This is a genomic window from Bacillus sp. CPT56D-587-MTF, assembly GCF_058792335.1.
Map to the genome: position 1 here is coordinate 943,882 of NZ_JBYTEF010000001.1, position 21,821 is coordinate 965,702.

Here is a 21,821-nt window from a genome sequence, read left to right on the forward strand (position 1 = left end):
TGATTATGTTGAACAAGCAAGGAATTACAATTAGTTTATGTATGATTGTTCGAGATGAGGAGGAGACAATAGCCCGTTGTTTAGACACAGTTGAAAAAATTGTGGATGAAATTATAGTGGTTGATACAGGCTCCGTCGATCGAACGAAAGAAATCGTAGAGAAATACACTTCTAACATATATGATTTCCAGTGGATTGATGATTTTGCAGCAGCAAGAAATTTTTCTTTTTCAAAAGCGACGCAAGAGTATATATTGTGGCTAGATGCAGATGACGTATTATTAGAAGATGCTCAAGAAGCATTGAAACTTTTAAAAAGAGAATTAGATCCTAAAATTGATGCTGTTTCGATGCCTTATCATCTTGCAATGGATTCTAACGGGAAACCTTTATATTGTACAAAAAGAAATCGACTTGTAAAGCGTGAAAAACAATTTCAATGGTTTGGAAAGGTTCATGAGTATTTAGCTATTTCTGGTGAGGTTTTTAGTAGTAATGTTGCTATTACACATAAAAAAGAAAAAAAAGTAACAGATCGTAATTTGAAAATTTTTCAAAATACTGTAGCTGCAGGTGAAGAATTGAGTCCGAGAGATTTATTTTATTACGCAAATGAATCTACGGATAACCAAAAATATGATGATGCAGTTCTTCTATATGAAACATTTCTTAATCAAGACGAAGGATGGTATGAAGAAAAAATTTATGCATGTGGTAAACTAGGAGATTGCTATGCGAAGCTCGGAATGTGGGAGAAGGCAATCGAATCTTGTGTGAAGTCGTTTCGGTATGACGTCCCTAGAGGAGAGAATTGTACAAGAATAGGATATATATATATGGAACAAGAAAAATATAATGAAGCGATATTTTGGTTTAAACTTGCAACGGAAGTACCAATGGCAACGGAAAGTCCTTTCCATAGTCCAGCTAGCTACACATGGCTACCCTATTTGCAAATGTGTATTTGTTATAGCAGGTTAGGAGAGCAGGATAAAGCGTATTATTACAATGAATTAGCAGCTTCTTATGTTCCGAATAATGCTGCAATTGAATATAACCGTAAATATTTTCGGGGGGTTTTTGATAAACCATATAAAGTGTAATGGGTTTCGTTTTTTAGAAATGATGTATCTTTATTCTAACTCTAATAGATTGGTTATATATTAGAGTATCGGTAACGTAACCAATATAGATAAAAGATTTTATACTGCTATTTGTGGGCTAATAATCATTGGGGGATGAACAAAATCTGCACTTTATAGAATTCATATGAGATTTATATTTCTAATTCAATTTGCATAAGGAGTGTGTGAAATGAATCGCGAAAAAAGTTCTTTATATGAAGAAAAATCCGAGCATTATTATAATGCAGCGAATCCGAATTTATTAAAGCATATAAAAAAGGAATGGAAAGAAGTTCTTGATATTGGTTGCTCGAGCGGTGCATTGGGAGCGGCTATTAAAGAAAATGGTACACGTGTATCAGGAATTGAGGCATTTCCAGAGGCGGCAGAAAAAGCGAAAGAAAGACTAGATCATGTTATTTTAGGGGATATAGAAAAAATAGATCTTCCTTATGAGGAGGGACAATTTGATTGCATCCTATTTGGAGATGTATTAGAGCATTTATTTGATCCGTGGGCTGTGATAGAAAAAGTAAAGCCATATATAAAGAAAAATGGTGTGATTTTAGCAAGTATACCAAACGTTGCTCATATTTCAGTATTAGCTCCCTTACTTGCCGGAAATTGGACGTATACAGAATATGGTTTATTAGATAAAACACATATTCGTTTCTTTACATTTAATGAAATGCTAAGAATGTTTTTAAAAGCAGGATATGTTATTAGTAAAGTAGATCGTGTATATGTTGATCATAAAATGTATGAGCCGCTTATTGAGGAGTTATATGGAATTTGTAAAAAATATCGTCTTGGAAGTGGCTTCATGGCTGAGATAGTTGTATTTCAGTATATTATTGAAGCTGAAAAATCACAATTATGAGTACTGCAGACAAAACAATATTATTTGTTACATGTATAAATGATCGGAAATTGTATGCAAACTGCGTTCGACATATATTGCAATTGTTAGTACCGCCAGGGTATATTGTACAATTTATGCCGATTCGAAATGCGAAAAGTATGACGAGTGGATACAATCAAGCCATTTCGCATCCAGCGAAGTATAAAGTGTATTTACATCAAGATGTTTTTATTATAAATAGGGCTTTTTTATACGGATTACTTCAATTATTTGAGGAACATGAACACCTTGGTATGATTGGGATGGTTGGAGCGCAATATGTTCCTCCGACTGGTGTATGGAACGAAGGGCGTGGAATTGTAGGAAAGGTCATTGGTTATATGAATGATTTGTTTTATATGGCAAGTTTAGAACAACCGTATCATGAATCAAAAACATTTATTCCTGTAGAATGTATTGATGGTTTATTAATGGCCACACAATATGATGTTCCGTGGCGAGAAGACTTATTTGACGGATTTGATTTTTATGATGTATCTCAATCATTTGAATTTAGAAAAGCAGGATATACAGTTGGTGTACCTGTACAGCGTGATGCTTGGTGTATCCATTATCATTTTGATGTGAATATGACGAACTATGAAAAGTATCGGAAAATATTTGTGGAACAATATATGTCAGATGTAAATAAGGAAGAATAAAAGGGGGGACAAAAATGAAAGATCATACAATATTAGTCGTTATCTGTGTAAATAATGAGGAGCTTTTCAAACAATGTGAGAGCCAAATAAGAAACATTTTTGTTCCCCCAGGTTATGTCGTGCAAATTTTTCCGATACGAGATGCACAAAGTATGGCAAGTGCATACAACCGAGCCCTTTCATATCCAGCGAAATACAAAGTGTATATACATCAAGATACATATCTTATTAATCGAGACATGTTTTCTACACTTATATCTCTTTTTAAAGAAAATGAAAAGCTTGGTTTAATAGGAGTCGCTGGGGCTCAGTTTTTACCGAATAACGGGATATGGTGGGAAGGAAAAAATTTAGTAGGGAAAGTGATTGAGTATAGAAGACAGAATTATCAATTATTAAATTTAGATCAGGTTTTTTATGGTAATCAACCATTTTTGTCAGTTCAGGCAATTGATGGCTTATTCATGGCAACGCAGTATGATATTCCGTGGCGAGAAGATTTGTTTCAAGGGTTTCACTTTTATGATGTGTCACAGTCTTTAGAGTTTCAAAGGGCTGGTTATTTAATTGGTATCCCAAATCAAGCAAATTTATGGTGTATTCATTACAACGGGGATGAGTTTGATGCGGATACATATGAGAAGTACCGGAAAGTGTTTGTAGAACATTACAAAGATATATTATCTCCATCATAAAGACCTGCGGTAGTATGTCAACTGAAAAACAAAAGAACTTTTAGTTATCAAAGGCCTATTTGCTTAAAAAAGACATCACGAAACTAAACCAGTAATATATGTAATTTACTGGAAAATGATTGAAAGGTAGCGATGACAAGTTTTATGTCACACTTTCACGCACCTTTCTGGCGTAAAGAGTTGGTGACTGCGTAGTAGCGCATCCACCAATCGCACAAGTTTTCTTGCGGTTAGAACGAGTGCACGTTTGTGTTGATGTTTTGGTACTTCATTATATTTTTTTACGTAATATTCTTGATAATCAGATACATGCTTTCTTACAGAGTTGGCGGCTTCAACTAAGTAATACCGCAAGTAATGATTTCCATTACGGGATAATGAAGTGTTTTCTGCGGTGAATCGACCAGACTGGTGCGTACGCCAATATAATCCGGCATATTTTGCTACCTTGGTTTCATCATCAAATCTTTCGATTTGACCAATCTCAGCGATAATACCGGCGGCGAATACAGGGCCAATTCCGGGAATAGATTCGAGTGTTTGCGTTAATCCAGCCATGATTCGCTTAATGGACTTTTCTATTTCTTTGATTTGCTGTTGATAGGTACGAATCACCGCGATTGATGTTCCGAGAAGGACATCGATTGAGTCTTCTACGACCTTATCCAAACGATAGGAAGAGCGAACAGCCTTTTGAATAGTTGATGCGATACATGTCGGGTCACCAAATCGATTTTTCCCTTTTACTTGTAGGAACTCAACGAGTTCCTCTAAAGGCATATCAGCTAATTCTTCTAGACTGAATTTTTCAAGGAATAATTCCATCATGGCGTTACCAAATATAGAAGAATCCACTTCTTGTGAGAATGTATTACATTTATAACTTAGGTATTGTAAAAAATGTTGTTTTTCTTTTGTCAACATTCTAACGAGTTGATAACGAGATCTTGTTAATTGCTGGAGTGCCACATACTGACTCTCTTTTACGATGGACATTTGATTTCGGCCAAAGCGTAAGTAATCAGCGATGACAAAGGCATCAATCTCGTCCGTTTTATCCATGTCAGAATAGCTTTTCTTGAAGTTAGCAATTTGCTTAGGATTCATAAGAAATACCTTTGCTCCAAAGCTTTGTAAGTCTTCATCATAGTGAAGAAACATGGATGGATGAAAACTATAAACAGATGTGGATTCTAAGCCAATTTTAAAGATTTCTACCTTTTGATTGGCTATGTGCTTTAATAATCGCTCTTTGAGCGTTGTGGCACCTGGTAAATCATTATTGACTGAAAAGGAGTCTACCTTTTCTCCTTCACCATTTAGAATACAAACTTTTATATCAAACGAACTTACATCTAGACCAGCAAATAATCTCACGTAAGAGACCTCCTTTCGATTTAGAATCATTTCTTGGACGTCTCGAGATATCTCTAGTGTGTACGCCGACCAACAACCTCGTGTATGAGAGCTTGTCCTGAATCGAAAGCCGCCCTAGAGCTACTAACATCTAGGTTCGAAGGTCAGGCTGCTCAGCCTGCGCGTAGGGAGTCCCGCACGTTCACTGAGAAACACTCTTTTTATGTGGTACATCCACAGGAGAGGGAAGAATTGTCCCAAATGATCCTAAGATCATTATCTAGAAATATCTTGAGACGTCCAAGTGTTTTTTACTGGTCTCTCATTAATATAAGTGGCAAATCTAAGCTCGAGATAGAGCTTAAATACAATATACGAGGAGAGATGCAAAGTGAAAGGAATTATTTTAGCAGGTGGTACTGGATCGAGATTATATCCAATAACGAAAGTAACGAATAAACATTTACTTCCTGTTGGTCGGTATCCAATGATTTATCATGCGGTATATAAGCTAAAACAATGCGATATTACAGATATTATGATTATTACAGGTAAAGAGCATATGGGGGATGTTGTTAGCTTTTTAGGGAGTGGTCATGAATTTGGGGTTTCCTTTACGTATCGTGTGCAAGATAAAGCGGGCGGGATCGCACAGGCGTTAGGGCTTTGTGAAGATTTCGTCGGGAATGATCGTATGGTAGTTATATTAGGGGATAATATTTTTTCAGATGATATTCTTCCGTATGTTGAAGAGTTTGCAAATCAAGAAGAAGGTGCGAAAGTGCTATTGCAATCTGTAGAAGATCCCGAAAGATTTGGCGTAGCACATATTCAAAACCGAAAAATAGTTGAAATTGAAGAAAAGCCGAAAGAGCCGAAAAGTTCTTATGCGGTTACGGGAATTTATTTGTATGATTCGAAAGTCTTTTCTTATATTAAAGAATTAAAACCTTCTGCGCGGGGAGAACTTGAAATTACAGATATAAATAATTGGTATTTAAAACGAGGGGTACTTACTTATAATGAAATGAGCGGTTGGTGGACTGATGCGGGAACTCATGCTTCGCTTCAAAAGGCGAATACGTTAGCGCGTGATATTAATTTTGGGAAACAGTTTAACGGAGAATAGGTGAGAATATGAAAGTTGTAGAAACAAATTTTACCGATGCAAAATTGTTAGAACCGAGGTTGTTTGGAGACGAGCGTGGCTTTTTTTCAGAGAGTTATAATAAGCAGGTGCTAGAAACATTAGGGATAACGTATTCATTTGTACAGGATAACGTATCTTATTCGGCTAAGGCAGGAACGATTCGGGGACTACACTTTCAAAAAAAACCGAAAGCACAAACGAAACTCATTCAAGTTATGCAAGGGGCAATTTATGATGTTATCGTTGATTTACGAAAAAAATCACCAACATTTAAACAATGGAAAGGATATATTTTAAGTGCAGATAACCATCGGCAATTACTAGTGCCAAAAGGGTTTGCGCATGGATTTTGCACGCTTGTTCCGCATACTATCGTTATGTATAAAGTAGATGAATATTATAGCGCAGAGCATGACTCAGGATTACTTTGGAAAGATAAAGATTTAGCAATTCCTTGGCCAGTAACCGATCCTATATTGTCCGATAAGGATCAGATATTACCATTATTAGAGGAATATGAAGATAGTTTTTAAGTAGGAGCGTTGTTTATGAATATATTAGTAACAGGTGGGGCTGGATTTATTGGAAGTAATTTCGTTCATTACATGCTACAAAGTTATGAAACATATAAAATTATTAATTACGATGCATTAACATATAGCGGGAATTTAAATAACGTAAAATCTCTTCTGGATCACCCGAATTACTCTTTTGTAAAGGGAGAAATTCAAAATGGAGAGCTATTAGAACACGTTATAAAAGAGCGGGACGTACAAGTGATTGTAAATTTTGCAGCTGAATCACATGTGGACCGTAGTATTGAAAATCCGATTCCTTTTTATGATACAAATGTAATTGGGACGGTCACTTTATTAGAACTAGTTAAAAAATATTCGCATATAAAACTTGTGCAAGTATCAACGGATGAAGTGTATGGCTCTTTAGGAAAAACAGGGAAGTTCACAGAGAAAACGCCGTTAGCTCCAAATAGTCCATATTCTTCAAGTAAGGCGAGCGCGGACATGATAGCTCTATCTTACTATAAAACATATCAATTACCGGTTATAGTAACGCGTTGTTCTAACAATTATGGACCGTACCAGTATCCTGAAAAATTAATTCCATTAATGGTTACGAATGCACTAGAAGGAAAAAAACTACCGTTATATGGTGATGGTTTAAATGTAAGAGATTGGTTACATGTAACGGATCATTGCAGTGCGATTGACGTTGTTTTGCATAAGGGACGTGTCGGAGAAGTATATAATATAGGTGGAAATAATGAAAAAACAAATGTAGAAGTTGTGGAACAAATTATTACTCTTTTAGGAAAAACAAAAAAAGACATTGAATATGTTACAGATCGTTTAGGGCACGATCGTCGTTATGCGATTGATGCAGAGAAAATGAAGAATGAATTTGATTGGGAACCGAAATATACGTTTGAACAAGGATTACAAGAGACGGTGAAATGGTATGAAAAGAATAAGGAATGGTGGAAACCACTAAAAGATTAGTAAGGGGCATGTTAAATGAAAGAGAGGGTTATCATAACAGGAGCAAACGGTCAATTAGGAAAGCAACTATTTGAAGAGTTAGACTCTGAAGAATATGATATATATCCATTTGATAAAAAGTTATTAGATGTGACAAATATATCCCGAATACAACAAGTGGTACAAGAAATAAAACCACATATAATTATTCATTGTGCTGCCTATACGAAAGTAGATCATGCGGAGAAAGAACAGGATCTTGCATATAGAATAAATGCAATCGGAGCTCGAAATGTAGCGGTTGCTTCACAATTAGTAGGGGCGAAGCTAGTTTATATTAGTACTGATTATGTATTTCAAGGCGCCAGACCAGATGGATACGACGAATTTCATAGTCCAGCGCCGATAAATATATATGGGGCCTCTAAGTATGCGGGGGAGCAGTTCGTCAAAGAGTTACATAATAAATATTTTATCGTTCGCACATCGTGGCTATATGGTAAATATGGGAATAATTTCGTGAAAACGATGATGCGATTAGGAAAAGAAAGAGATGAAATATCTGTTGTAGCGGATCAAGTTGGCTCTCCTACGTATGTGGCGGATTTGAATATGGTTATTAATAAGCTCATTCATACTTCTTTATACGGTACATACCACGTATCAAACAGAGGCTCATGCTCTTGGTTTGAATTTGCACAAAAGATATTTTCGTACGCCAATATGAAAGTGAATGTATTACCTGTTTCAACGGAAGAATTCGGGGCTGCGGCTGCGAGGCCCAAATATTCTATTTTTCAACATAACATGCTAAGATTAAATGGTTTTTCACAAATGCCGTCTTGGGAAGAAGGATTAGAGCGGTTTTTTATAGAAACCAAAAGTCATTAACAAATTTCTGTTAATGACTTTTTTGTTTGCCTTTAAGCGGTTTTATGGTACTATAATTATAGTATCAGGTACTAATAACAAGTATAAGTATTTCTGGGAGGATATATCATGGAACTATTACAAGGGAAAACATTTGTTGTTATGGGCGTTGCGAACCAAAGAAGTATTGCATGGGGAATAGCTCGCTCTTTGCATAATGCAGGTGCAAAATTAATATTCACATATGCAGGAGAACGTTTAGAAAGAAACGTTCGTGAATTAGCGGACACATTAGAAGGACAAGAATCACTTGTATTACCTTGTGATGTAACGAATGATGAGGAACTTACAGCTTGCTTTGAAACAATTAAACAAGAAGTAGGTACTATTCACGGTGTAGCACATTGTATTGCTTTTGCAAATCGCGATGACTTAAAAGGTGAATTTGTAGATACTTCTCGCGATGGATTTTTACTTGCACAAAATATTAGTGCATTCTCTTTAACAGCTGTAGCAAGAGAAGCAAAAAAAGTAATGACAGAAGGCGGAAATATTTTAACGTTAACATACCTTGGCGGCGAGCGCGTTGTGAAAAATTATAACGTTATGGGTGTTGCGAAAGCTTCATTAGAAGCGAGCGTGAAATATTTAGCGAACGATTTAGGTCAACACGGTATTCGTGTTAACGCTATTTCTGCAGGACCAATTCGTACGTTATCTGCAAAAGGTGTAGGCGATTTCAACTCAATCTTAAGAGAAATTGAGGAGCGCGCACCACTTCGTCGTACAACAACGCAAGAAGAAGTTGGCGATACAGCAGTATTCCTATTCAGTGATTTAGCTCGCGGTGTAACAGGAGAAAACATTCACGTTGATTCAGGGTATCATATCCTAGGATAAATATAATATTAAATTTTAAAGGACAATCTCTAAATGATGAGATTGTCCTTTTTATTTGTTCTGAGAAAGAACGATTTTTAACGAAAGTTCTTATCAGGTGATGAATATAACTATAATAGTACACGATTTATTTAGCTACGTATGGAAGTGGGAGGGACGAGTGTGAAGAATAAAAATAAAAGTTCAACAGTTGGAAAACCGTTGTTATATATCACGCAAGTAAGTTTAGAACTTGCTGCACCGAAAATAAAAAGGATTATTCTGACAAACTTTGAAAATGAAGATCAAAAAGAGCAAAGTAATAAACAAGAAAATATTGTAAGCAGTGCTGTGGAAGAGGTAATAGAGCAAGAACAACAAGAAGAGCAGCAAGTGGAAGAAAAAGTAGAAAAAATAGAAGAAAAAGAAGAACACGCAGAACAAGAAGAGGAAGAACTAGAACCAGTAAGAACTGTCCCGTATAATAAATCATTTAAGGATATGAATAATGATGAAAAAATTCATTTTTTACTAAACCGCCCTCATTACATTCCGAAAGTAAGGTGCAGAATAAAAACAGCTACAGTCTCATATGTTGGATCGATTATATCGTATCGGAATGGCATTGTATCTATTATGCCTCAAAATAGTATGAGAGATATTAGGTTGTCTATAGATGATATCCAATCGATTAGTATGGCCGGTTTTTAAATATGTAAAGGTGGTAGAAAGCTTCTACCACCCCAATAGTTTTTTAGTTTACTTAACGATAGAAACGTCGCGTAAGCATTGAATCGCACAGAAACAGCTTAAATCAACAGTAATACAAGTAGTTGTAGATATTAATCTTGCATTTGGTACAGCTAAAAACGTACAAATTGGATCGTCACCAGGTGGTACCGGAGAACTGTCACCTAAAACTACAGTTAATACACGTAGTACAGCACAGCTATCGTCATCTACACTTTCCACACGGAAAATTGGAGAGCGGCAGCTAGTAAGGCTTGATGATGGTGCAAATGCTTCAAAAGGTTCTCCAGTTTTTGTGTATAAAATAAAAGGGCGTGTATTAGCTACTGATGCAGTATTGTGTGCACCTAAGAATGGGATTTCACAACCAGATCCACATGTTGTTGTAGAACAATCTTGTAATTCATTGATGAATTTTACAACGTCAACTACACAATGAGAAGAGCCATGGTGTTTATTTTCGTTACAACTCATTAATGTCACTCCTTATCTTCTTGTTTGTATTTACATTAATAAGATATTGGAGTCGAGGAGATTTGGTCACAATCTCAAGACCTTTTTTTTTAAATAGGCGAAAGAGGATAAGGGAAGGTGGAATCATGCTGTTTACAAGCTGGCTTTTATTTTTTATTTTTGCGTTAGCTGCTTTTAGGCTCACTCGTTTAATTGTTTATGATAAAATTACAGCCTTTTTGCGAAGACCATTTATTGATGAATTAGAGATTACGGAGCCGGATGGAAGTGTATCAACGTTTACAAAAGTGAAAGGTAAAGGATTAAGAAAGTGGATTGGCGAATTGTTAAGCTGTTATTGGTGTACAGGTGTATGGGTTAGTGCTTTTTTATTAGTCTTATATAATTGGATTCCTATCGTTGCAGAACCGTTACTTGCATTATTAGCCATTGCAGGAGCAGCAGCAATCATTGAAACGATTACAGGATATTTTATGGGAGAATAATATATTTTCATAATAAGAGAAAAAGCGGAGTTTAAAAGAATGAGGGAACGGAAATAAAGAGTTGTTCATATAGTAAATAGACAGAATTGACAGTAGAGGAGATGTTTGCTGTGAGCAATAATCCAAGGCAAAATTCATATGACCTGCAGCAGTGGTATCATATACAGCAACAACACCAAGCACAACAACAGGCATATCAAGAACAATTACAACAACAAGGATTTGTGAAGAAAAAGGGATGCAATTGTGGGAAAAAGAAGAACACAATAAAACAATATGAAGAATGAAACACTCATGCTACTGTGAGTGTTTTTTATTATATATAAAAAGCGGTATTTCTGTATTAGAAATACCGCTTTTTACTAGCTAATTTGTGCAACTGTTAATGCTGCAGCACGAATGTCTACAGTTCCAATTAACTGAACTGGCACAATTTGAATTAAGTCACCAGGATTTAAGTTAATAAGAATAACACCGCTGGATACGTCTACTTCACCAGTACCAATAACGTTAGAACGAACTGCTGTACCTGATCCAGGAATAATGTTAGCTGGTGTATTTAATGATAAGAAGAAACGACCAGCTTCTGGTGCAACAGGTGAGTTATCAAGACTAATTGTTAATGTATAACTGATTTGATAAATACCAGCTCGTAGAATTCGAATGCCATCTCCGACACTTACTGTATCATTTATTACAGGAACAGTAATATTTGGGTTTGGACTTACGCTAGGTAATAATAGTGGTGTAAATAGTGAAGCAAACTGAGGTGCAGACGCGTTGAAAGCAAAACCAAAGGCAGGTAGTGTACTAGCTGGCTTCGCCTCGCAATCGATTTTAGTAAATTCGCAATCAGAAGAGAACATGTTTTTCACTCCTTTATCTGTTTCTACTTTCAGTTAATGAAAAGGACAGGTTCTATGTTCTAGACAAGTTCCCAATTTTAAGAAATTTACATAAGAATACTCTTTAAGCATGGATTGGGTGGCAGAATTATCTGCCACCCAATCCATGCTTAACTCATTATTTAGTTTTAAATAGAAACATCGCGTAAGCATTGAATAGCGCAGAAGCAACTTAAATCAACAGTAATGCAAGTGGAGGTTGATATTAGTCTTGCATTTGGTACAGCTAAAAACGTACAGATTGGGTCGTCACCAGGTGGTACAGCGGTACCATCACCTAAAACTACAGTTAATACACGCAATACAGCACAGTCATCATCATCTATACTTTCTACGCGGAAAATGGGAGATCTGCAGCTAGTAAGGCTTGAAGATGGTGCAAATGCTTCAAAAGGTTCTCCAGTTTTTGTGTATAAAATAAAAGGACGTGTATTCGCTACTGATGCATTGTTATGTGCACCTAAAAATGGAACTTCGCAACCAGATCCACATGTTGTCGTTGCACATTCTTGTAGTTCATGTATAAAACGAACAACATTCGATACACAGTTGAAATCACACTCATGTTGATGATCTTCATTACAATTGCAGCTCATTATGTTCACTCCTTCTCGTGAGTTCTGACATACACTATTACAATATGAGTGGAATATGGCTGATATTACGTTAATTCTCACGATAAAAACAAGGAATTTATATAGGAGGGATGTACATAACGTGATATAAAAAAAAGACATCCTTATTTAGTGGATGTCTTTTCAGGTAAATCTTTTCGCACAGTATATAAAAAACGAGATATATCTAATTTCTTTCCTCTGAAAAATTGCGGAGAAGAAATATAAAGTTCTTCTTTCGCACGTGTAATGGCGACATACAGTAATCGGCGTTCTTCTTCTAACGCTTCAGAAGTTTCCGTAACACGATCATTTGCATCTTTTAAAGAAGAAGTGTGGGGCAGGATTCCATCACTCGCTCCAAGTAAAAAGACACATGGAAATTCAAGGCCTTTTGCGTTATGGATTGACATAAGTGAAACGGCATCTTTTTGCGGCATTGTTTTTAATGCTTCCATTTCTTTTTGACCTTGAATCGCCTCGTCGATAAATTGTAAATAAGCTGGAATATCGGTGAAACGAGTTGCAGACTCCATTAATTCTTCCAACATTTCTTCTTGTATGTCTTTATGCATCGTAAAGGAAGAACGATCGTTACTTTGTAAGTACTCTAAATATTTTCCTTTACCATGAATGATTTCTTTTAATGCTTTTTTCGGTTCCAATTCTTTAATAAACTTAATAAAATCGATGCGCTCATTTACCTTTTTCACTTGAAAAGGTTTTAAGCTTGGATTTAATAGTAAGAAATGAAGAAGAGAAGGGAAGCGTCCCTCACCATATTTCCATTGTTCACGTTCAATAAATGAAATACAATCATCACGTCCGATATACATTGTCGGCAATATGTTTGAAAGTGATTCTAGTCGAAACGGCTCAATCACGAGTCTTAAATGATCTAATACAGGCTTAATTAAAGAATGTTCATAAAATGATTGGCTCGCCCCGTGTTTAATAAACGGGATTTTATGAATGGTAAGCTGATCAAGTAACGAACGACTTACAGAATGTGTGCGATACAGTAAACAAAAATCTTTATAGTTTCGGTCACCGCTATCTACTTTTTCTTGAATGAGCTGCAAAATTTGATTTGCTTCATCAAGAGTGGTAGCAGGTCTTGCATAAAAAGGTTGTACACCTTCTTCACGAACGGAGTATAGCTCTTTATCAAAACGTTCTTGATTTAATTTTATAACTTCATTTCCAAGCCCGACGATAAAGGGATTGGATCGATAATTCGTATTTAGTGCAATGATTGTTGTGTTATCAAATTCTTTTGGAAAAGATAAAATAATTTGGTGACTTGCCCCTCGCCAGCCATAAATTGCTTGATCATCATCACCTGCGATGAACAAATTATTTCTTGGCGTGGCTAACAATTTTACAATTTCATATTGTGCATAGGATGTATCTTGAAACTCATCTACTTCAATGTAGTGAAAACGTTGTTGTAATTGAGTTAGTAAAGGAGCATTATTTTCTAACATGTAATATGTTTCCAATAAGATGTCATCGAAATCAATATAATTGTATCGTTGTTTTACCTCTTCAAAACGTTCATATACTTCTTTAAATTCTTGTTCCACTGGTGTTTTCGCTTTTACATCTTTCGGACGATTTAATTTGTTTTTCTCAAGTGAAATCATCGCGAGCATCGTTTCCGCATCATAATCGTCTTTTAAACGCAATTCTTTTAAGATTTTCTTTATCATAATTTGTTTATGTTTTTCATTTGCTAAAATTTGCTGATTATAACCTTGACTACGAAGTAATTTTAAGAAAACAGAGTGGAATGTACCAGCAACAACGTAGCTACTTGCTGCATGATTCATACCTGGTAACTTCGCAACACGACTTCGGATTTCTTCAGCTGCTTTTTGTGTAAATGTAAGTAATAAAATATTTCGTGGATGAACTTGTTTTACATTTACTAAATAACCAACGCGAGTTGTTAAAACCGATGTTTTCCCGCTTCCAGCACCAGCTAGTGTAAGAACAGGACCTTCTGTTGTGCGCACGGCTTCTAATTGTTTTTCGTTTAAAAAAACATTTTGTTGTTCAAGAGCGCGGAAATAAGCCGCGTCTACATCTTCTTCCATAATTAAATGGGTAGATGTTTTCGGAATATGATATGTCGCACGCGGAATATCAGCGTGTGTTAACGATTTTTGTGAAAATTTTTCTTGTGTCATATGTTCACCTTCAAAACTATAGCATCAACATTTAACTTTAGCGGAAGAAAAAGAAAATAGCAATGTAAAAAAACAGGAGGGGTCACCTCCTGTTTTCAAATTACAATTTTTTTATCATTACAACGTGCGGGATATTTGCTTCCATAAATACATCAGAACTTGTTACATATCCAAGTTTTTTATAGAAATTTTCAGCATGTGTTTGAGCGTGAAGTTTCAATTTTGGTAGCGAATTTTCTTTTGCATACGCTTCAAGAGAATCCATAACAATTTTTCCAATCCCTTTTTTGCGATGGGAATTTAGCACGCAAATGCGTTCCATTTTTCCTATACCATCAAGGATGCGAAAACGTCCAGCACCAACTGGAACATCATTGTCATATATAACAACGTGTGTTGAAGTTTCTTCAAACTCATCGTACTCTTCTTCAGCAGAGACACGTTGTTCATTTACAAACACTTGTTTACGTACAGAGAATGCATCTCTTAGTTGTTCGTCCGTTTGTACAATCTGTGCGTGCAAATTAGTTGTTCCCCTTTCCAAGACGGAATGTTTCGTGTACAGTCCATGTTCCATTTTCTAATTGATATAGAAGATGGAAACGATCAATTGGTTGTTCGTAATAGAAATCTTTCATACGTAATCGGCCCAACACATCAGCATGCTCTGCATCTGATAAGCCTTGTCCGATTGTTAAATGAGGTACGAAAGCATATTCACGTTCTTGCGTGAATAACCCGCTATGCATTTCTTCATTTAAGAAAGTAAGTTCAGGTGTTTTTTCTACTTTAAAGTAAAGGACGTTATTAACAGGTGCGAAAGAACCAACTTTCCCAACATGAAGGGTGAAAGGGTTCGTTTTACTTGCGATTGTATGTAACTCGTTTACAATCGACTCTAATTGTTCATCTTGCGCCTCAAAGGGTGTTTTCAATGTAATATGTGGCGGAACTAATGCGTAGTGCGGGTCATAACGTTTACGCAATCCGTTCGCTTTATCTTGAATCATTTTAGATGGAAAAATTACAATGCCTAATTTCATGTTCCAATTCCTCCCTTTGTAAGTCTAGTTAGATTTTGAGATAAATAAATCTCTTTATCTATTATATCAAATTATTCTGAATACTGCTCTCTATTATTTCATTGATAGAATATGAGAGAAGGCTTTCGGTAAATCAGTCTGCCAATATTTCCAAGTATGATTGCCTTCAAATTCCTCGTAATGCGTGATGAAGTTTCTATCTGTAAGAAGCGTATTTAACTCACGGTTCGGCCCTACGAAATCAGATACTTGTCCATCAGTACGCTTTACAGCCGTTTCTTCTGTACCGATGATGTGATACAGTTCTAACGCCTGTGGATCTTTGAATTCTTTTGCTAAGTTCATCACTGTCTCATCCACAAATGGTGATTGCATAACGACTTTACCGAATGTATGCGGATACATAAGTGCAGTCATAAAGGAAACTGTTCCGCCAAGAGAATCACCAATTAAAACACGACCTTTTCCCATTTGATACGTTGGATAATTTTCATCAATATATGGTGCAAGTTCATGAGCAAGGAAACGAATATATGCAGCATTTTTCACTTCATTTGGGAAATATTTTTCTTTACGATCATGTACATTTTTATATGGAATACCGACAATAATTGTACGGTCAATTTCTTCGGTTTCACGAAGGCGCTCAATTACACGGTGCGCTTTACCGAGCTGAAAATAATCTCTACCATCTTGTGCAATTACAACTGTATGTTTGTGCAGTGGTGTGTAATTTACTGGTAAATAAACGAGAAGTGTAACATCTTCTTGAAGTGATGCGCTATAAAATGAAATTTCTTCAATTCTCCCTATTGTTTGACTCATGTAGATCCCCCTAAATAAAAATTTACTGTAACGATTGTAAGAGCGACGCTTGTAGTGAAAAGGAAAGAAATATTCACTAATTGGTGCCTTAATTTCTATTTTACCATAATGGTACGAAGAATCTAAAAAATTAGTATTTAAGTTACGAAAGAAAACGGATATAATGAAGTGGGATTTTTGACAGGTGAGAGGGGAGACAGGATTTGAAACAAGAAAAATCAATCGCACTACCATTGGCTATTTCTATAATTGCTATTTCCTTTGCAGCAGTTTTTGTAAAGATGTCCTCAGCACCATCTTCAATATTAAGTATGTACCGCTTATGGATTATCGTACTTATTATGCTGCCTATCGTATGGAAAAAAAGAGAGGAATTTAATAGGATTCAAATGAAAGATTGGGGCTTTTTAATTGGATCTGGTTTCTTTTTAGCACTTCATTTTCTTTTATGGTTTGAATCTTTAAAGCATACAACAGTTGCTAGTTCAACAATTATTTTGGCGCTTCAACCAATCGTATCTTTAGTTGGAGGTTTTTTTCTATTTAAAGAAAGAACAACATATTCAGCCATTGCAACGATGGGAATCGCTATTTTGGGAGTAATGTGCATTGGTTGGGGAGATTTAGGTTTAAGTAAGCAAGCAATTTATGGTGACATATTATCCTTTCTAAGTGTAATAGCGGTTGTCGGTTATTTATTTATCGGGCAAACGACAGTGAAGAAAGTATCGCACTGGATTTATAGCTTTACAGTCTTTGCGTTCGCAGGTCTTTTTATGGGGATTTATAATGTCATATTACAAGTACCCTTTACAGGTTATACGAAGTGGGATTGGACTGTTTTTCTTTTACTTGCGGTTGTGCCGACAGTGTCACATGTAATTAATAACTGGCTATTAAATTATGTAAATGCAACGACAATTTCAATGAGTATTTTAGGAGAACCTGTTGGAGCATCTATACTTGCGTTCTTCTTACTTGGAGAAAAATTAAATGCAATGCAAATTATCGGTAGCATGCTCGTATTGTTTGGTGTATCTGTTTTCTTACTGCAGCAACAAAAACGTACAGCAAAAAATGTCGTAAACGAGCCGGTGTATACACAGGAATTATAGTGTTAGGGGAGAAAAGAGAAGTTGTGATACTTCTCTTTTTGTTTTATGGAAATACGGGTGTAGAAGGGGGAGGAAAATGGAATTTCCATCAAAAAAAGATGTATGGTTACATCCAATTTTTTTTTTTGTTGTAGGTGCCTGTTTTGCTCCTATATTTGCAGGGAGAGAATATTTTCTTTTGCTTTTTACAATTCCATTAGCAATGTTGTTTAGTTGGAGTTGATTTTTGGCAAAATATATTGCCGGGAAAGAAACAATTACGATTAGATCGGGTCTCGTTACAAAACGTATATTTATACGAGATATAAAACAAATTTCAAATACGAAAAATCCAATAGCAGCTCATGCATTATCATTTGAACGACTTGAAATTGTTTACGATACACATAAAAACAGAAATTATTTCTCCAAGAAATAAAGAACAATTTATTAACCTTGTAAAAAGTAAAAACTCAAATATTGAAACAAAGTAAAAGAGTGGCTACGAAGCCACTCTTTTACTCAGGCTGTGGAGAAAGTCTTCTCCACAGCCTGTTTTTGTGTCTGAACCTCTTTTTATGTGTCAACACTGATAAAAAAGAGGAAAAGGAGAGATTTTTTATGATGGGTGCTTTAAAAAATCATCGTGATGAGCGTGTATCTGTTTCTGTAGAAGAGTTGGTTCCACAAGATCATTTCCTTCGTGCAATTGAAGCGACAATTAGTTTTGATTTTATTGAAGAGAAGTTACGCCCTTATTACTGTGAAAACAATGGACGCCCGTCCATTCATCCTATTGTTTTATTTAAGATGATGTTTATTGGATATTTTTACGGTATTCGTTCTGAGCGTCAATTGGAAAAGGAAATTAAAACGAATATTGCCTACCGTTGGTTTTTAGGGTTTTCTCTATCGGATACTATTCCGGATCACTCTACAATCAGTTGGAATCGTCGTACTCGTTTTATTCATACAAATATTTTCGAAGAAATTTTTGATGAGATTGTGAGACAAGCGACGGAGCACCGGATGGTAGGAGGACGTGCACTGATGACAGATTCTACACATATTAAGGCCAATGCCAATAAAAATAAATTTGTACATAAATATAAAAAAGAAAAAGCAAAGTTTTATATAGACGAGCTAGAAGCTGCGGTAATCGAAGATCGTGAGGTACATGGAAAAAAGAATTAAAACCTAGAAAGGAAAGTGATACCCCTACCAAAAAAACTCGTATAAGTACAACGGATCCAGATAGTGGATTTTTAATGAGAGATGGAAAACCAAATGGTTTTCATTTCTTGGATCATCGTACGACTGATGCGAAGTACAATATTATTACAGATACCTATGTAACGGCTGGAAATATGGCAGATTCCGAGCCGTATTTAGCACGCCTCCAAGCTCAGATTGATAAATTCGACTTCAAAGTAGAAGCTGTTGCCCTTGATGCTGGCTATTTTACAGGATATATCTGTAAGAAACTATCAGAACGGAATATATTTATGGTGATGGGGTATCGCCGATTTGGAAAACGGAATAAAGAAGTACCGAAAAGCCAATTTAAATATGTAGAAGAAATGAATGTTTTCGCTTGTCCGATGGGATGTATTCTAGAATATGTAACAACTGATCGTGAAGGATACCGTCAATACAAATCGAATCCAGAAGACTGCGCTGTTTGTCCGTTACGTGAGGTGTGCTTTTCAAAGAAACAAAAACAAAAAGTTATCACTCATCATGTGTGGGAGAAATATAAGGATATTGCTAGAAAAAACAAGCTAACAGCTACAGGGAAAAGGTTGTATAAAGTACGCTGTTCCACTATAGAGCGAAGCTTTGCAGACGCCAAAGAACTACATGGCTACCGCTATGCCCGGTTTCGAGGGCTGAAGTCTGTCCAAATGCAAGCTTATCTCACCGCAGCTTGTCAAAACATGAAAAAAATAGCCCTCCACCTGACCAAAAAGGGTCAGGTGGAGGGCTATTTTTTAAAATTCTATTATTTTATGTTGTTTTTATTCGCTAAAATCAAAAAAGATTCCAGAGTGTTGGGAACCCTAAAGGGTTTCCCAACACTCTTTTACTTTGGGTTTGTCATATAAGGTTGTACGTGAATGACACATAGGTCACGGAATTTGCCTTCAGCAGTTGTAACAATTACGACTGCTTTACCTGCACTTTTTCCAGTAATCGTCACGGTGTCACCTTTTGGATATATGGTGATGATATCAGAATTCATATTTGACCAAATAAGCTCTTTATTCGTTGCTTGTATTGGCAAAGTAGAAGCTGCTAACACAATGTTTTGTCCCGTTTTTATTTTTAATTTATGTTTTTCCATATGAACACCGATGACTGAAATAACAGAAGGAGCAATTGAAATTTTAGGCGGGTTAGGTTGCATGTTTAAACAAGACGCAGAAGTATTTGTGATAGGTGAAAATTTTCGTGTTTGTTGTTGCTGGAAAGCTGCTAACATGTTGGAGTCCCCTTTCTGTATAAGTGCTGATACTCATACTATAAAGGAGTAGTGTTATGTTAAATTTAACGAAACATAAAGAATTTGTTAAATTTGATAAGAAGATTGTCGAACTGTAAAAAATCTCTGCTGTTACGATAACAGCAGAGATTTTTTTATAAATTATGACGATGTTGTTTTTCGAAATCCTCAAATTGCTCTTCAACTTCTTTTGAAGGTTGTGTTAGTAAACTAACAATTACGATGGCTAGTAAACTAATAGCGAAACCTGGAATCATTTCATATAAGAAATCTTTTAAGAATTTGAATTGAGTCCAGATAATAACAGTAGCGGCACCAGAAATCATACCAGCAAGCGCGCCCCATTTCGTCATACGTTTCCAATATAAGCTTAATAAAATAGCAGGTCCGAATGAAGAACCAAAACCAGCCCAAGCGTATCCAACAAGAGCTAAAATCGTATCATTTTGTTTAAACGCTAAAGCGCACCCAACTAATGCAATAACAAGTACAGCCATACGACCGACAAATACAAGTTCTTTATCAGATGCAGAACGTTTGAAGAATGTACGATATAAGTCTTCCGTTACGGCACTAGAAGTAACGAGTAACTGAGATGAGATTGTACTCATAATCGCTGCTAAAATTGCGGCTAATAAAAATCCAGTAATAAGTGGGTGGAATAAAATTTTCCCAAGTTCAAGGAAAATTGTTTCTGGGTTAGATAATGTTAACTCTTGTTGTGAATAGTAAGCAATACCAATAAGACCAGTAAACATAGCTCCGACAACAGAGAAAATCATCCAGCTCATACCAATTCTTCGTGCGCTTTTAAGTTCTTTTACAGAAGCGATTGCCATAAAGCGTACGATAATATGAGGTTGTCCGACATAACCAAGGCCCCATGCGAATAGAGAAATCATTCCTAAAGTAGAGGCACCTTTAAAAATATCTAGACGTGTTGGATCTACAGATCGAATTGTATCAAATGCAGGTCCAAGTCCGTTCGAATTCATAATTGTTACGATAGGAACAAGAATAAGAGCAACTACCATAATGATTCCTTGCACGAAGTCTGTCCAACTTACTGCTAAGAAACCACCAAATAATGTGTAAGCTACAACAACGCCTGCTACAATGAATAATCCAACATGATAGTTCATGCCAAATGAATTTTCAAATAATACAGCGCCTGAAACTAATCCTGAAGCTACATAGAAAGTAAAGAAAATCATAATAACAAGTCCAGATACTAAACGTAGCATATGAGATTTGTCGTGGAAACGGTGTTCCAAAAATTCTGGGATAGTAATAGAGTTATTTGCAATTTCTGAGTAGGTACGTAAGCGAGGAGCGACATAAAGCCAGTTTGCGTATGCGCCTAGTGTTAGGCCGATCGCAATCCAACTACTACTTAATCCAACGCTAAACATTGCACCGGGTAATCCCATTAAAAGCCAACCACTCATATCGGATGCTCCAGCACTTAATGCTGTTACTGCGGGGCCTAGTGTACGCCCGCCAAGCATATAATCTGTTAAGTTGGACGTTCGTTTGTAGGCGAAATAGCCAATTACTAACATCCCGAGCATGTAGATAGAGATCGAAGTTAAAGTTAACATCTGCGTACTCATGTAGTTCCCCTTCCTTTTGTCATGTCTTTTGATGCGTTATGCATATTTATAATCTATCATGATTATTCTGAAAAATCCATATAGAAATATGAATTTTCAGAAATGTAAGCGTTTTTTGATGTCATTTTACTTTTTTAATATATAATATTCATACAAAAAACCTTATTTTTAATAGAGTATTTATTATATT

The 21,821-nt window shown here is 36.0% G+C and carries 23 protein-coding genes and 2 pseudogenes; 15 read left to right on the plus strand and 10 right to left on the minus strand.

All coding sequences use genetic code 11. The features are described 5' to 3' along the window. Positions 1-5: 5 nt before the first annotated feature. The 4 genes from AC3WVZ_RS04945 to AC3WVZ_RS04960 all read left to right on the plus strand — a co-directional run bounded on the left by AC3WVZ_RS04945 (position 6) and on the right by AC3WVZ_RS04960 (position 3,382). Positions 6-1,103 carry a glycosyltransferase gene (locus tag AC3WVZ_RS04945; RefSeq protein ID WP_050228929.1) on the plus strand — a complete coding sequence of 366 codons (1,098 nt, stop codon included), beginning with the start codon at positions 6-8 and terminating at the stop codon, positions 1,101-1,103. A 211-nt stretch (positions 1,104-1,314) separates the two neighbouring features. Continuing rightward, positions 1,315-2,004 (plus strand): class I SAM-dependent methyltransferase, encoded by a 690-nt coding sequence (locus AC3WVZ_RS04950; protein ID WP_233936143.1) that lies wholly within the window; start codon positions 1,315-1,317, stop codon positions 2,002-2,004. Beyond that, the gene (locus tag AC3WVZ_RS04955) at positions 2,001-2,687 is read left to right on the plus strand and encodes a glycosyltransferase family protein (RefSeq protein WP_025709871.1); all 687 of its coding nucleotides are present in this window, start codon (positions 2,001-2,003) and stop codon (positions 2,685-2,687) included. Before AC3WVZ_RS04950 ends, AC3WVZ_RS04955 begins: the two co-directional genes overlap by 4 nt. 14 nt (positions 2,688-2,701) lie before the next feature. Beyond that, the gene (locus AC3WVZ_RS04960) at positions 2,702-3,382 is read left to right on the plus strand and encodes a glycosyltransferase family protein (RefSeq protein ID WP_060634678.1); all 681 of its coding nucleotides are present in this window, start codon (positions 2,702-2,704) and stop codon (positions 3,380-3,382) included. 147 nt (positions 3,383-3,529) lie between these two features. Here the strand turns inward: AC3WVZ_RS04960 and AC3WVZ_RS04965 are convergent, their stop codons facing one another. Further along, positions 3,530-4,759, minus strand: a complete 1,230-nt coding sequence (locus AC3WVZ_RS04965) for an IS110 family RNA-guided transposase (RefSeq protein WP_103655522.1) — start codon at positions 4,757-4,759, stop codon at positions 3,530-3,532. 370 nt (positions 4,760-5,129) lie between these two features. On the opposite strand from AC3WVZ_RS04965, the gene AC3WVZ_RS04970 reads away from it, so the two are divergent. The 6 genes from AC3WVZ_RS04970 (at position 5,130) to AC3WVZ_RS04995 (ending at position 9,844) form a co-directional block, all read left to right on the plus strand. Further along, a complete protein-coding gene (locus AC3WVZ_RS04970) occupies positions 5,130-5,867 on the plus strand; it encodes a sugar phosphate nucleotidyltransferase (protein WP_000676156.1) in 738 nt (245 codons plus the stop codon). An 8-nt stretch (positions 5,868-5,875) separates the two neighbouring features. Beyond that, positions 5,876-6,421: a dTDP-4-dehydrorhamnose 3,5-epimerase gene (gene rfbC / locus AC3WVZ_RS04975; protein ID WP_000869416.1), complete on the plus strand. Its 546-nt coding sequence runs from the start codon at positions 5,876-5,878 to the stop codon at positions 6,419-6,421. 15 nt (positions 6,422-6,436) lie between these two features. Then, positions 6,437-7,405: a dTDP-glucose 4,6-dehydratase gene (gene rfbB, locus AC3WVZ_RS04980; protein ID WP_001024160.1), complete on the plus strand. Its 969-nt coding sequence runs from the start codon at positions 6,437-6,439 to the stop codon at positions 7,403-7,405. 15 nt (positions 7,406-7,420) lie between these two features. Continuing rightward, positions 7,421-8,275 carry a dTDP-4-dehydrorhamnose reductase gene (gene rfbD, locus AC3WVZ_RS04985; RefSeq protein ID WP_000664653.1) on the plus strand — a complete coding sequence of 285 codons (855 nt, stop codon included), beginning with the start codon at positions 7,421-7,423 and terminating at the stop codon, positions 8,273-8,275. A 108-nt stretch (positions 8,276-8,383) separates the two neighbouring features. Beyond that, positions 8,384-9,154 (plus strand): enoyl-ACP reductase FabI, encoded by a 771-nt coding sequence (gene fabI / locus AC3WVZ_RS04990; RefSeq protein ID WP_000421886.1) that lies wholly within the window; start codon positions 8,384-8,386, stop codon positions 9,152-9,154. 141 nt (positions 9,155-9,295) lie between these two features. Beyond that, positions 9,296-9,844, plus strand: coding sequence for a spore coat CotO family protein (locus AC3WVZ_RS04995; protein WP_072770188.1), 549 nt, complete (start codon positions 9,296-9,298; stop codon positions 9,842-9,844). A gap of 48 nt (positions 9,845-9,892) precedes the next feature. Here AC3WVZ_RS04995 and exsY read toward each other — a convergent pair whose 3' ends face one another. Further along, the gene (gene exsY / locus AC3WVZ_RS05000; protein WP_001277744.1) at positions 9,893-10,357 is read right to left on the minus strand and encodes an exosporium assembly protein ExsY; all 465 of its coding nucleotides are present in this window, start codon (positions 10,355-10,357) and stop codon (positions 9,893-9,895) included. 125 nt (positions 10,358-10,482) lie between these two features. Between exsY and AC3WVZ_RS05005 the strand changes: the two genes are divergently transcribed. Then, entirely contained in the window at positions 10,483-10,842 is a 360-nt protein-coding gene (locus tag AC3WVZ_RS05005; protein ID WP_000899662.1) for a DUF1360 domain-containing protein, read from the plus strand. 101 nt (positions 10,843-10,943) lie between these two features. Next, entirely contained in the window at positions 10,944-11,129 is a 186-nt protein-coding gene (locus AC3WVZ_RS05010; protein WP_029948404.1) for a hypothetical protein, read from the plus strand. A 75-nt stretch (positions 11,130-11,204) separates the two neighbouring features. On the opposite strand, the gene exsF is transcribed toward AC3WVZ_RS05010, so the two are convergent. From exsF to AC3WVZ_RS05040, 6 genes are all read right to left on the minus strand, one after another. Further along, the gene (exsF, locus tag AC3WVZ_RS05015; RefSeq protein WP_000492939.1) at positions 11,205-11,708 is read right to left on the minus strand and encodes an exosporium protein ExsF; all 504 of its coding nucleotides are present in this window, start codon (positions 11,706-11,708) and stop codon (positions 11,205-11,207) included. Between the two features lie 167 nt (positions 11,709-11,875). After that, complete coding sequence (gene cotY, locus AC3WVZ_RS05020; RefSeq protein ID WP_001277719.1) at positions 11,876-12,343, minus strand: spore coat protein CotY; 468 nt, start codon at positions 12,341-12,343, stop codon at positions 11,876-11,878. Positions 12,344-12,486: 143 nt separating this feature from the next. Next, complete coding sequence (locus AC3WVZ_RS05025; RefSeq protein WP_000191199.1) at positions 12,487-14,553, minus strand: ATP-dependent helicase; 2,067 nt, start codon at positions 14,551-14,553, stop codon at positions 12,487-12,489. 100 nt (positions 14,554-14,653) lie between these two features. Then, positions 14,654-15,076: a GNAT family N-acetyltransferase gene (locus AC3WVZ_RS05030; protein ID WP_000543297.1), complete on the minus strand. Its 423-nt coding sequence runs from the start codon at positions 15,074-15,076 to the stop codon at positions 14,654-14,656. A 1-nt stretch (position 15,077) separates the two neighbouring features. Further along, the gene (locus tag AC3WVZ_RS05035) at positions 15,078-15,596 is read right to left on the minus strand and encodes a YjcG family protein (RefSeq protein ID WP_000765863.1); all 519 of its coding nucleotides are present in this window, start codon (positions 15,594-15,596) and stop codon (positions 15,078-15,080) included. Positions 15,597-15,689: 93 nt separating this feature from the next. Continuing rightward, the gene (locus AC3WVZ_RS05040; RefSeq protein WP_233936144.1) at positions 15,690-16,421 is read right to left on the minus strand and encodes an alpha/beta hydrolase; all 732 of its coding nucleotides are present in this window, start codon (positions 16,419-16,421) and stop codon (positions 15,690-15,692) included. A gap of 203 nt (positions 16,422-16,624) precedes the next feature. Between AC3WVZ_RS05040 and AC3WVZ_RS05045 the strand changes: the two genes are divergently transcribed. From AC3WVZ_RS05045 to AC3WVZ_RS05055, 3 genes and pseudogenes are all read left to right on the plus strand, one after another. Next, a complete protein-coding gene (locus AC3WVZ_RS05045) occupies positions 16,625-17,536 on the plus strand; it encodes a DMT family transporter (RefSeq protein ID WP_000806939.1) in 912 nt (303 codons plus the stop codon). A 76-nt stretch (positions 17,537-17,612) separates the two neighbouring features. Beyond that, a pseudogene (locus AC3WVZ_RS05050) lies at positions 17,613-18,009 on the plus strand (PH domain-containing protein). A gap of 127 nt (positions 18,010-18,136) precedes the next feature. Beyond that, positions 18,137-19,506: pseudogene (locus tag AC3WVZ_RS05055) on the plus strand (IS1182-like element ISBth7 family transposase); the annotation flags it as partial. A gap of 92 nt (positions 19,507-19,598) precedes the next feature. Here AC3WVZ_RS05055 and AC3WVZ_RS05060 read toward each other — a convergent pair. Both AC3WVZ_RS05060 and putP read right to left on the minus strand, forming a co-directional pair. Continuing rightward, on the minus strand, positions 19,599-19,997 hold the full coding sequence (locus AC3WVZ_RS05060; RefSeq protein ID WP_000878731.1) for an Ig-like domain-containing protein: 399 nt from the start codon (positions 19,995-19,997) through the stop codon (positions 19,599-19,601). 155 nt (positions 19,998-20,152) lie between these two features. Next, positions 20,153-21,631 (minus strand): sodium/proline symporter PutP, encoded by a 1,479-nt coding sequence (gene putP, locus AC3WVZ_RS05065; protein WP_000107208.1) that lies wholly within the window; start codon positions 21,629-21,631, stop codon positions 20,153-20,155. Between the last annotated feature and the right edge of the window lie 190 nt (positions 21,632-21,821).

What these genes read in the sequence shown, in the direction of transcription:
- AC3WVZ_RS04960 (WP_060634678.1), top strand. Translation starts at nt 2,702, where the DNA reads ATGAAAGATCATACAATATTAGTCGTTATCTGTGTAAATAATGAGGAG.
- exsF (WP_000492939.1), bottom strand. Translation starts at nt 11,708, where the DNA reads ATGTTCTCTTCTGATTGCGAATTTACTAAAATCGATTGCGAGGCGAAG.
- AC3WVZ_RS05040 (WP_233936144.1), bottom strand. Translation starts at nt 16,421, where the DNA reads ATGAGTCAAACAATAGGGAGAATTGAAGAAATTTCATTTTATAGCGCA.
- AC3WVZ_RS04950 (WP_233936143.1), top strand. Translation starts at nt 1,315, where the DNA reads ATGAATCGCGAAAAAAGTTCTTTATATGAAGAAAAATCCGAGCATTAT.
- rfbB (WP_001024160.1), top strand. Translation starts at nt 6,437, where the DNA reads ATGAATATATTAGTAACAGGTGGGGCTGGATTTATTGGAAGTAATTTC.
- AC3WVZ_RS04955 (WP_025709871.1), top strand. Translation starts at nt 2,001, where the DNA reads ATGAGTACTGCAGACAAAACAATATTATTTGTTACATGTATAAATGAT.
- putP (WP_000107208.1), bottom strand. Translation starts at nt 21,631, where the DNA reads ATGAGTACGCAGATGTTAACTTTAACTTCGATCTCTATCTACATGCTC.
- AC3WVZ_RS05010 (WP_029948404.1), top strand. Translation starts at nt 10,944, where the DNA reads ATGTTTGCTGTGAGCAATAATCCAAGGCAAAATTCATATGACCTGCAG.
- AC3WVZ_RS05060 (WP_000878731.1), bottom strand. Translation starts at nt 19,997, where the DNA reads ATGTTAGCAGCTTTCCAGCAACAACAAACACGAAAATTTTCACCTATC.
- AC3WVZ_RS04995 (WP_072770188.1), top strand. Translation starts at nt 9,296, where the DNA reads ATGGAAGTGGGAGGGACGAGTGTGAAGAATAAAAATAAAAGTTCAACA.
- rfbC (WP_000869416.1), top strand. Translation starts at nt 5,876, where the DNA reads ATGAAAGTTGTAGAAACAAATTTTACCGATGCAAAATTGTTAGAACCG.
- rfbD (WP_000664653.1), top strand. Translation starts at nt 7,421, where the DNA reads ATGAAAGAGAGGGTTATCATAACAGGAGCAAACGGTCAATTAGGAAAG.
- AC3WVZ_RS05035 (WP_000765863.1), bottom strand. Translation starts at nt 15,596, where the DNA reads ATGAAATTAGGCATTGTAATTTTTCCATCTAAAATGATTCAAGATAAA.
- exsY (WP_001277744.1), bottom strand. Translation starts at nt 10,357, where the DNA reads ATGAGTTGTAACGAAAATAAACACCATGGCTCTTCTCATTGTGTAGTT.
- fabI (WP_000421886.1), top strand. Translation starts at nt 8,384, where the DNA reads ATGGAACTATTACAAGGGAAAACATTTGTTGTTATGGGCGTTGCGAAC.
- cotY (WP_001277719.1), bottom strand. Translation starts at nt 12,343, where the DNA reads ATGAGCTGCAATTGTAATGAAGATCATCAACATGAGTGTGATTTCAAC.
- AC3WVZ_RS05005 (WP_000899662.1), top strand. Translation starts at nt 10,483, where the DNA reads ATGCTGTTTACAAGCTGGCTTTTATTTTTTATTTTTGCGTTAGCTGCT.
- AC3WVZ_RS05025 (WP_000191199.1), bottom strand. Translation starts at nt 14,553, where the DNA reads ATGACACAAGAAAAATTTTCACAAAAATCGTTAACACACGCTGATATT.
- AC3WVZ_RS04945 (WP_050228929.1), top strand. Translation starts at nt 6, where the DNA reads ATGTTGAACAAGCAAGGAATTACAATTAGTTTATGTATGATTGTTCGA.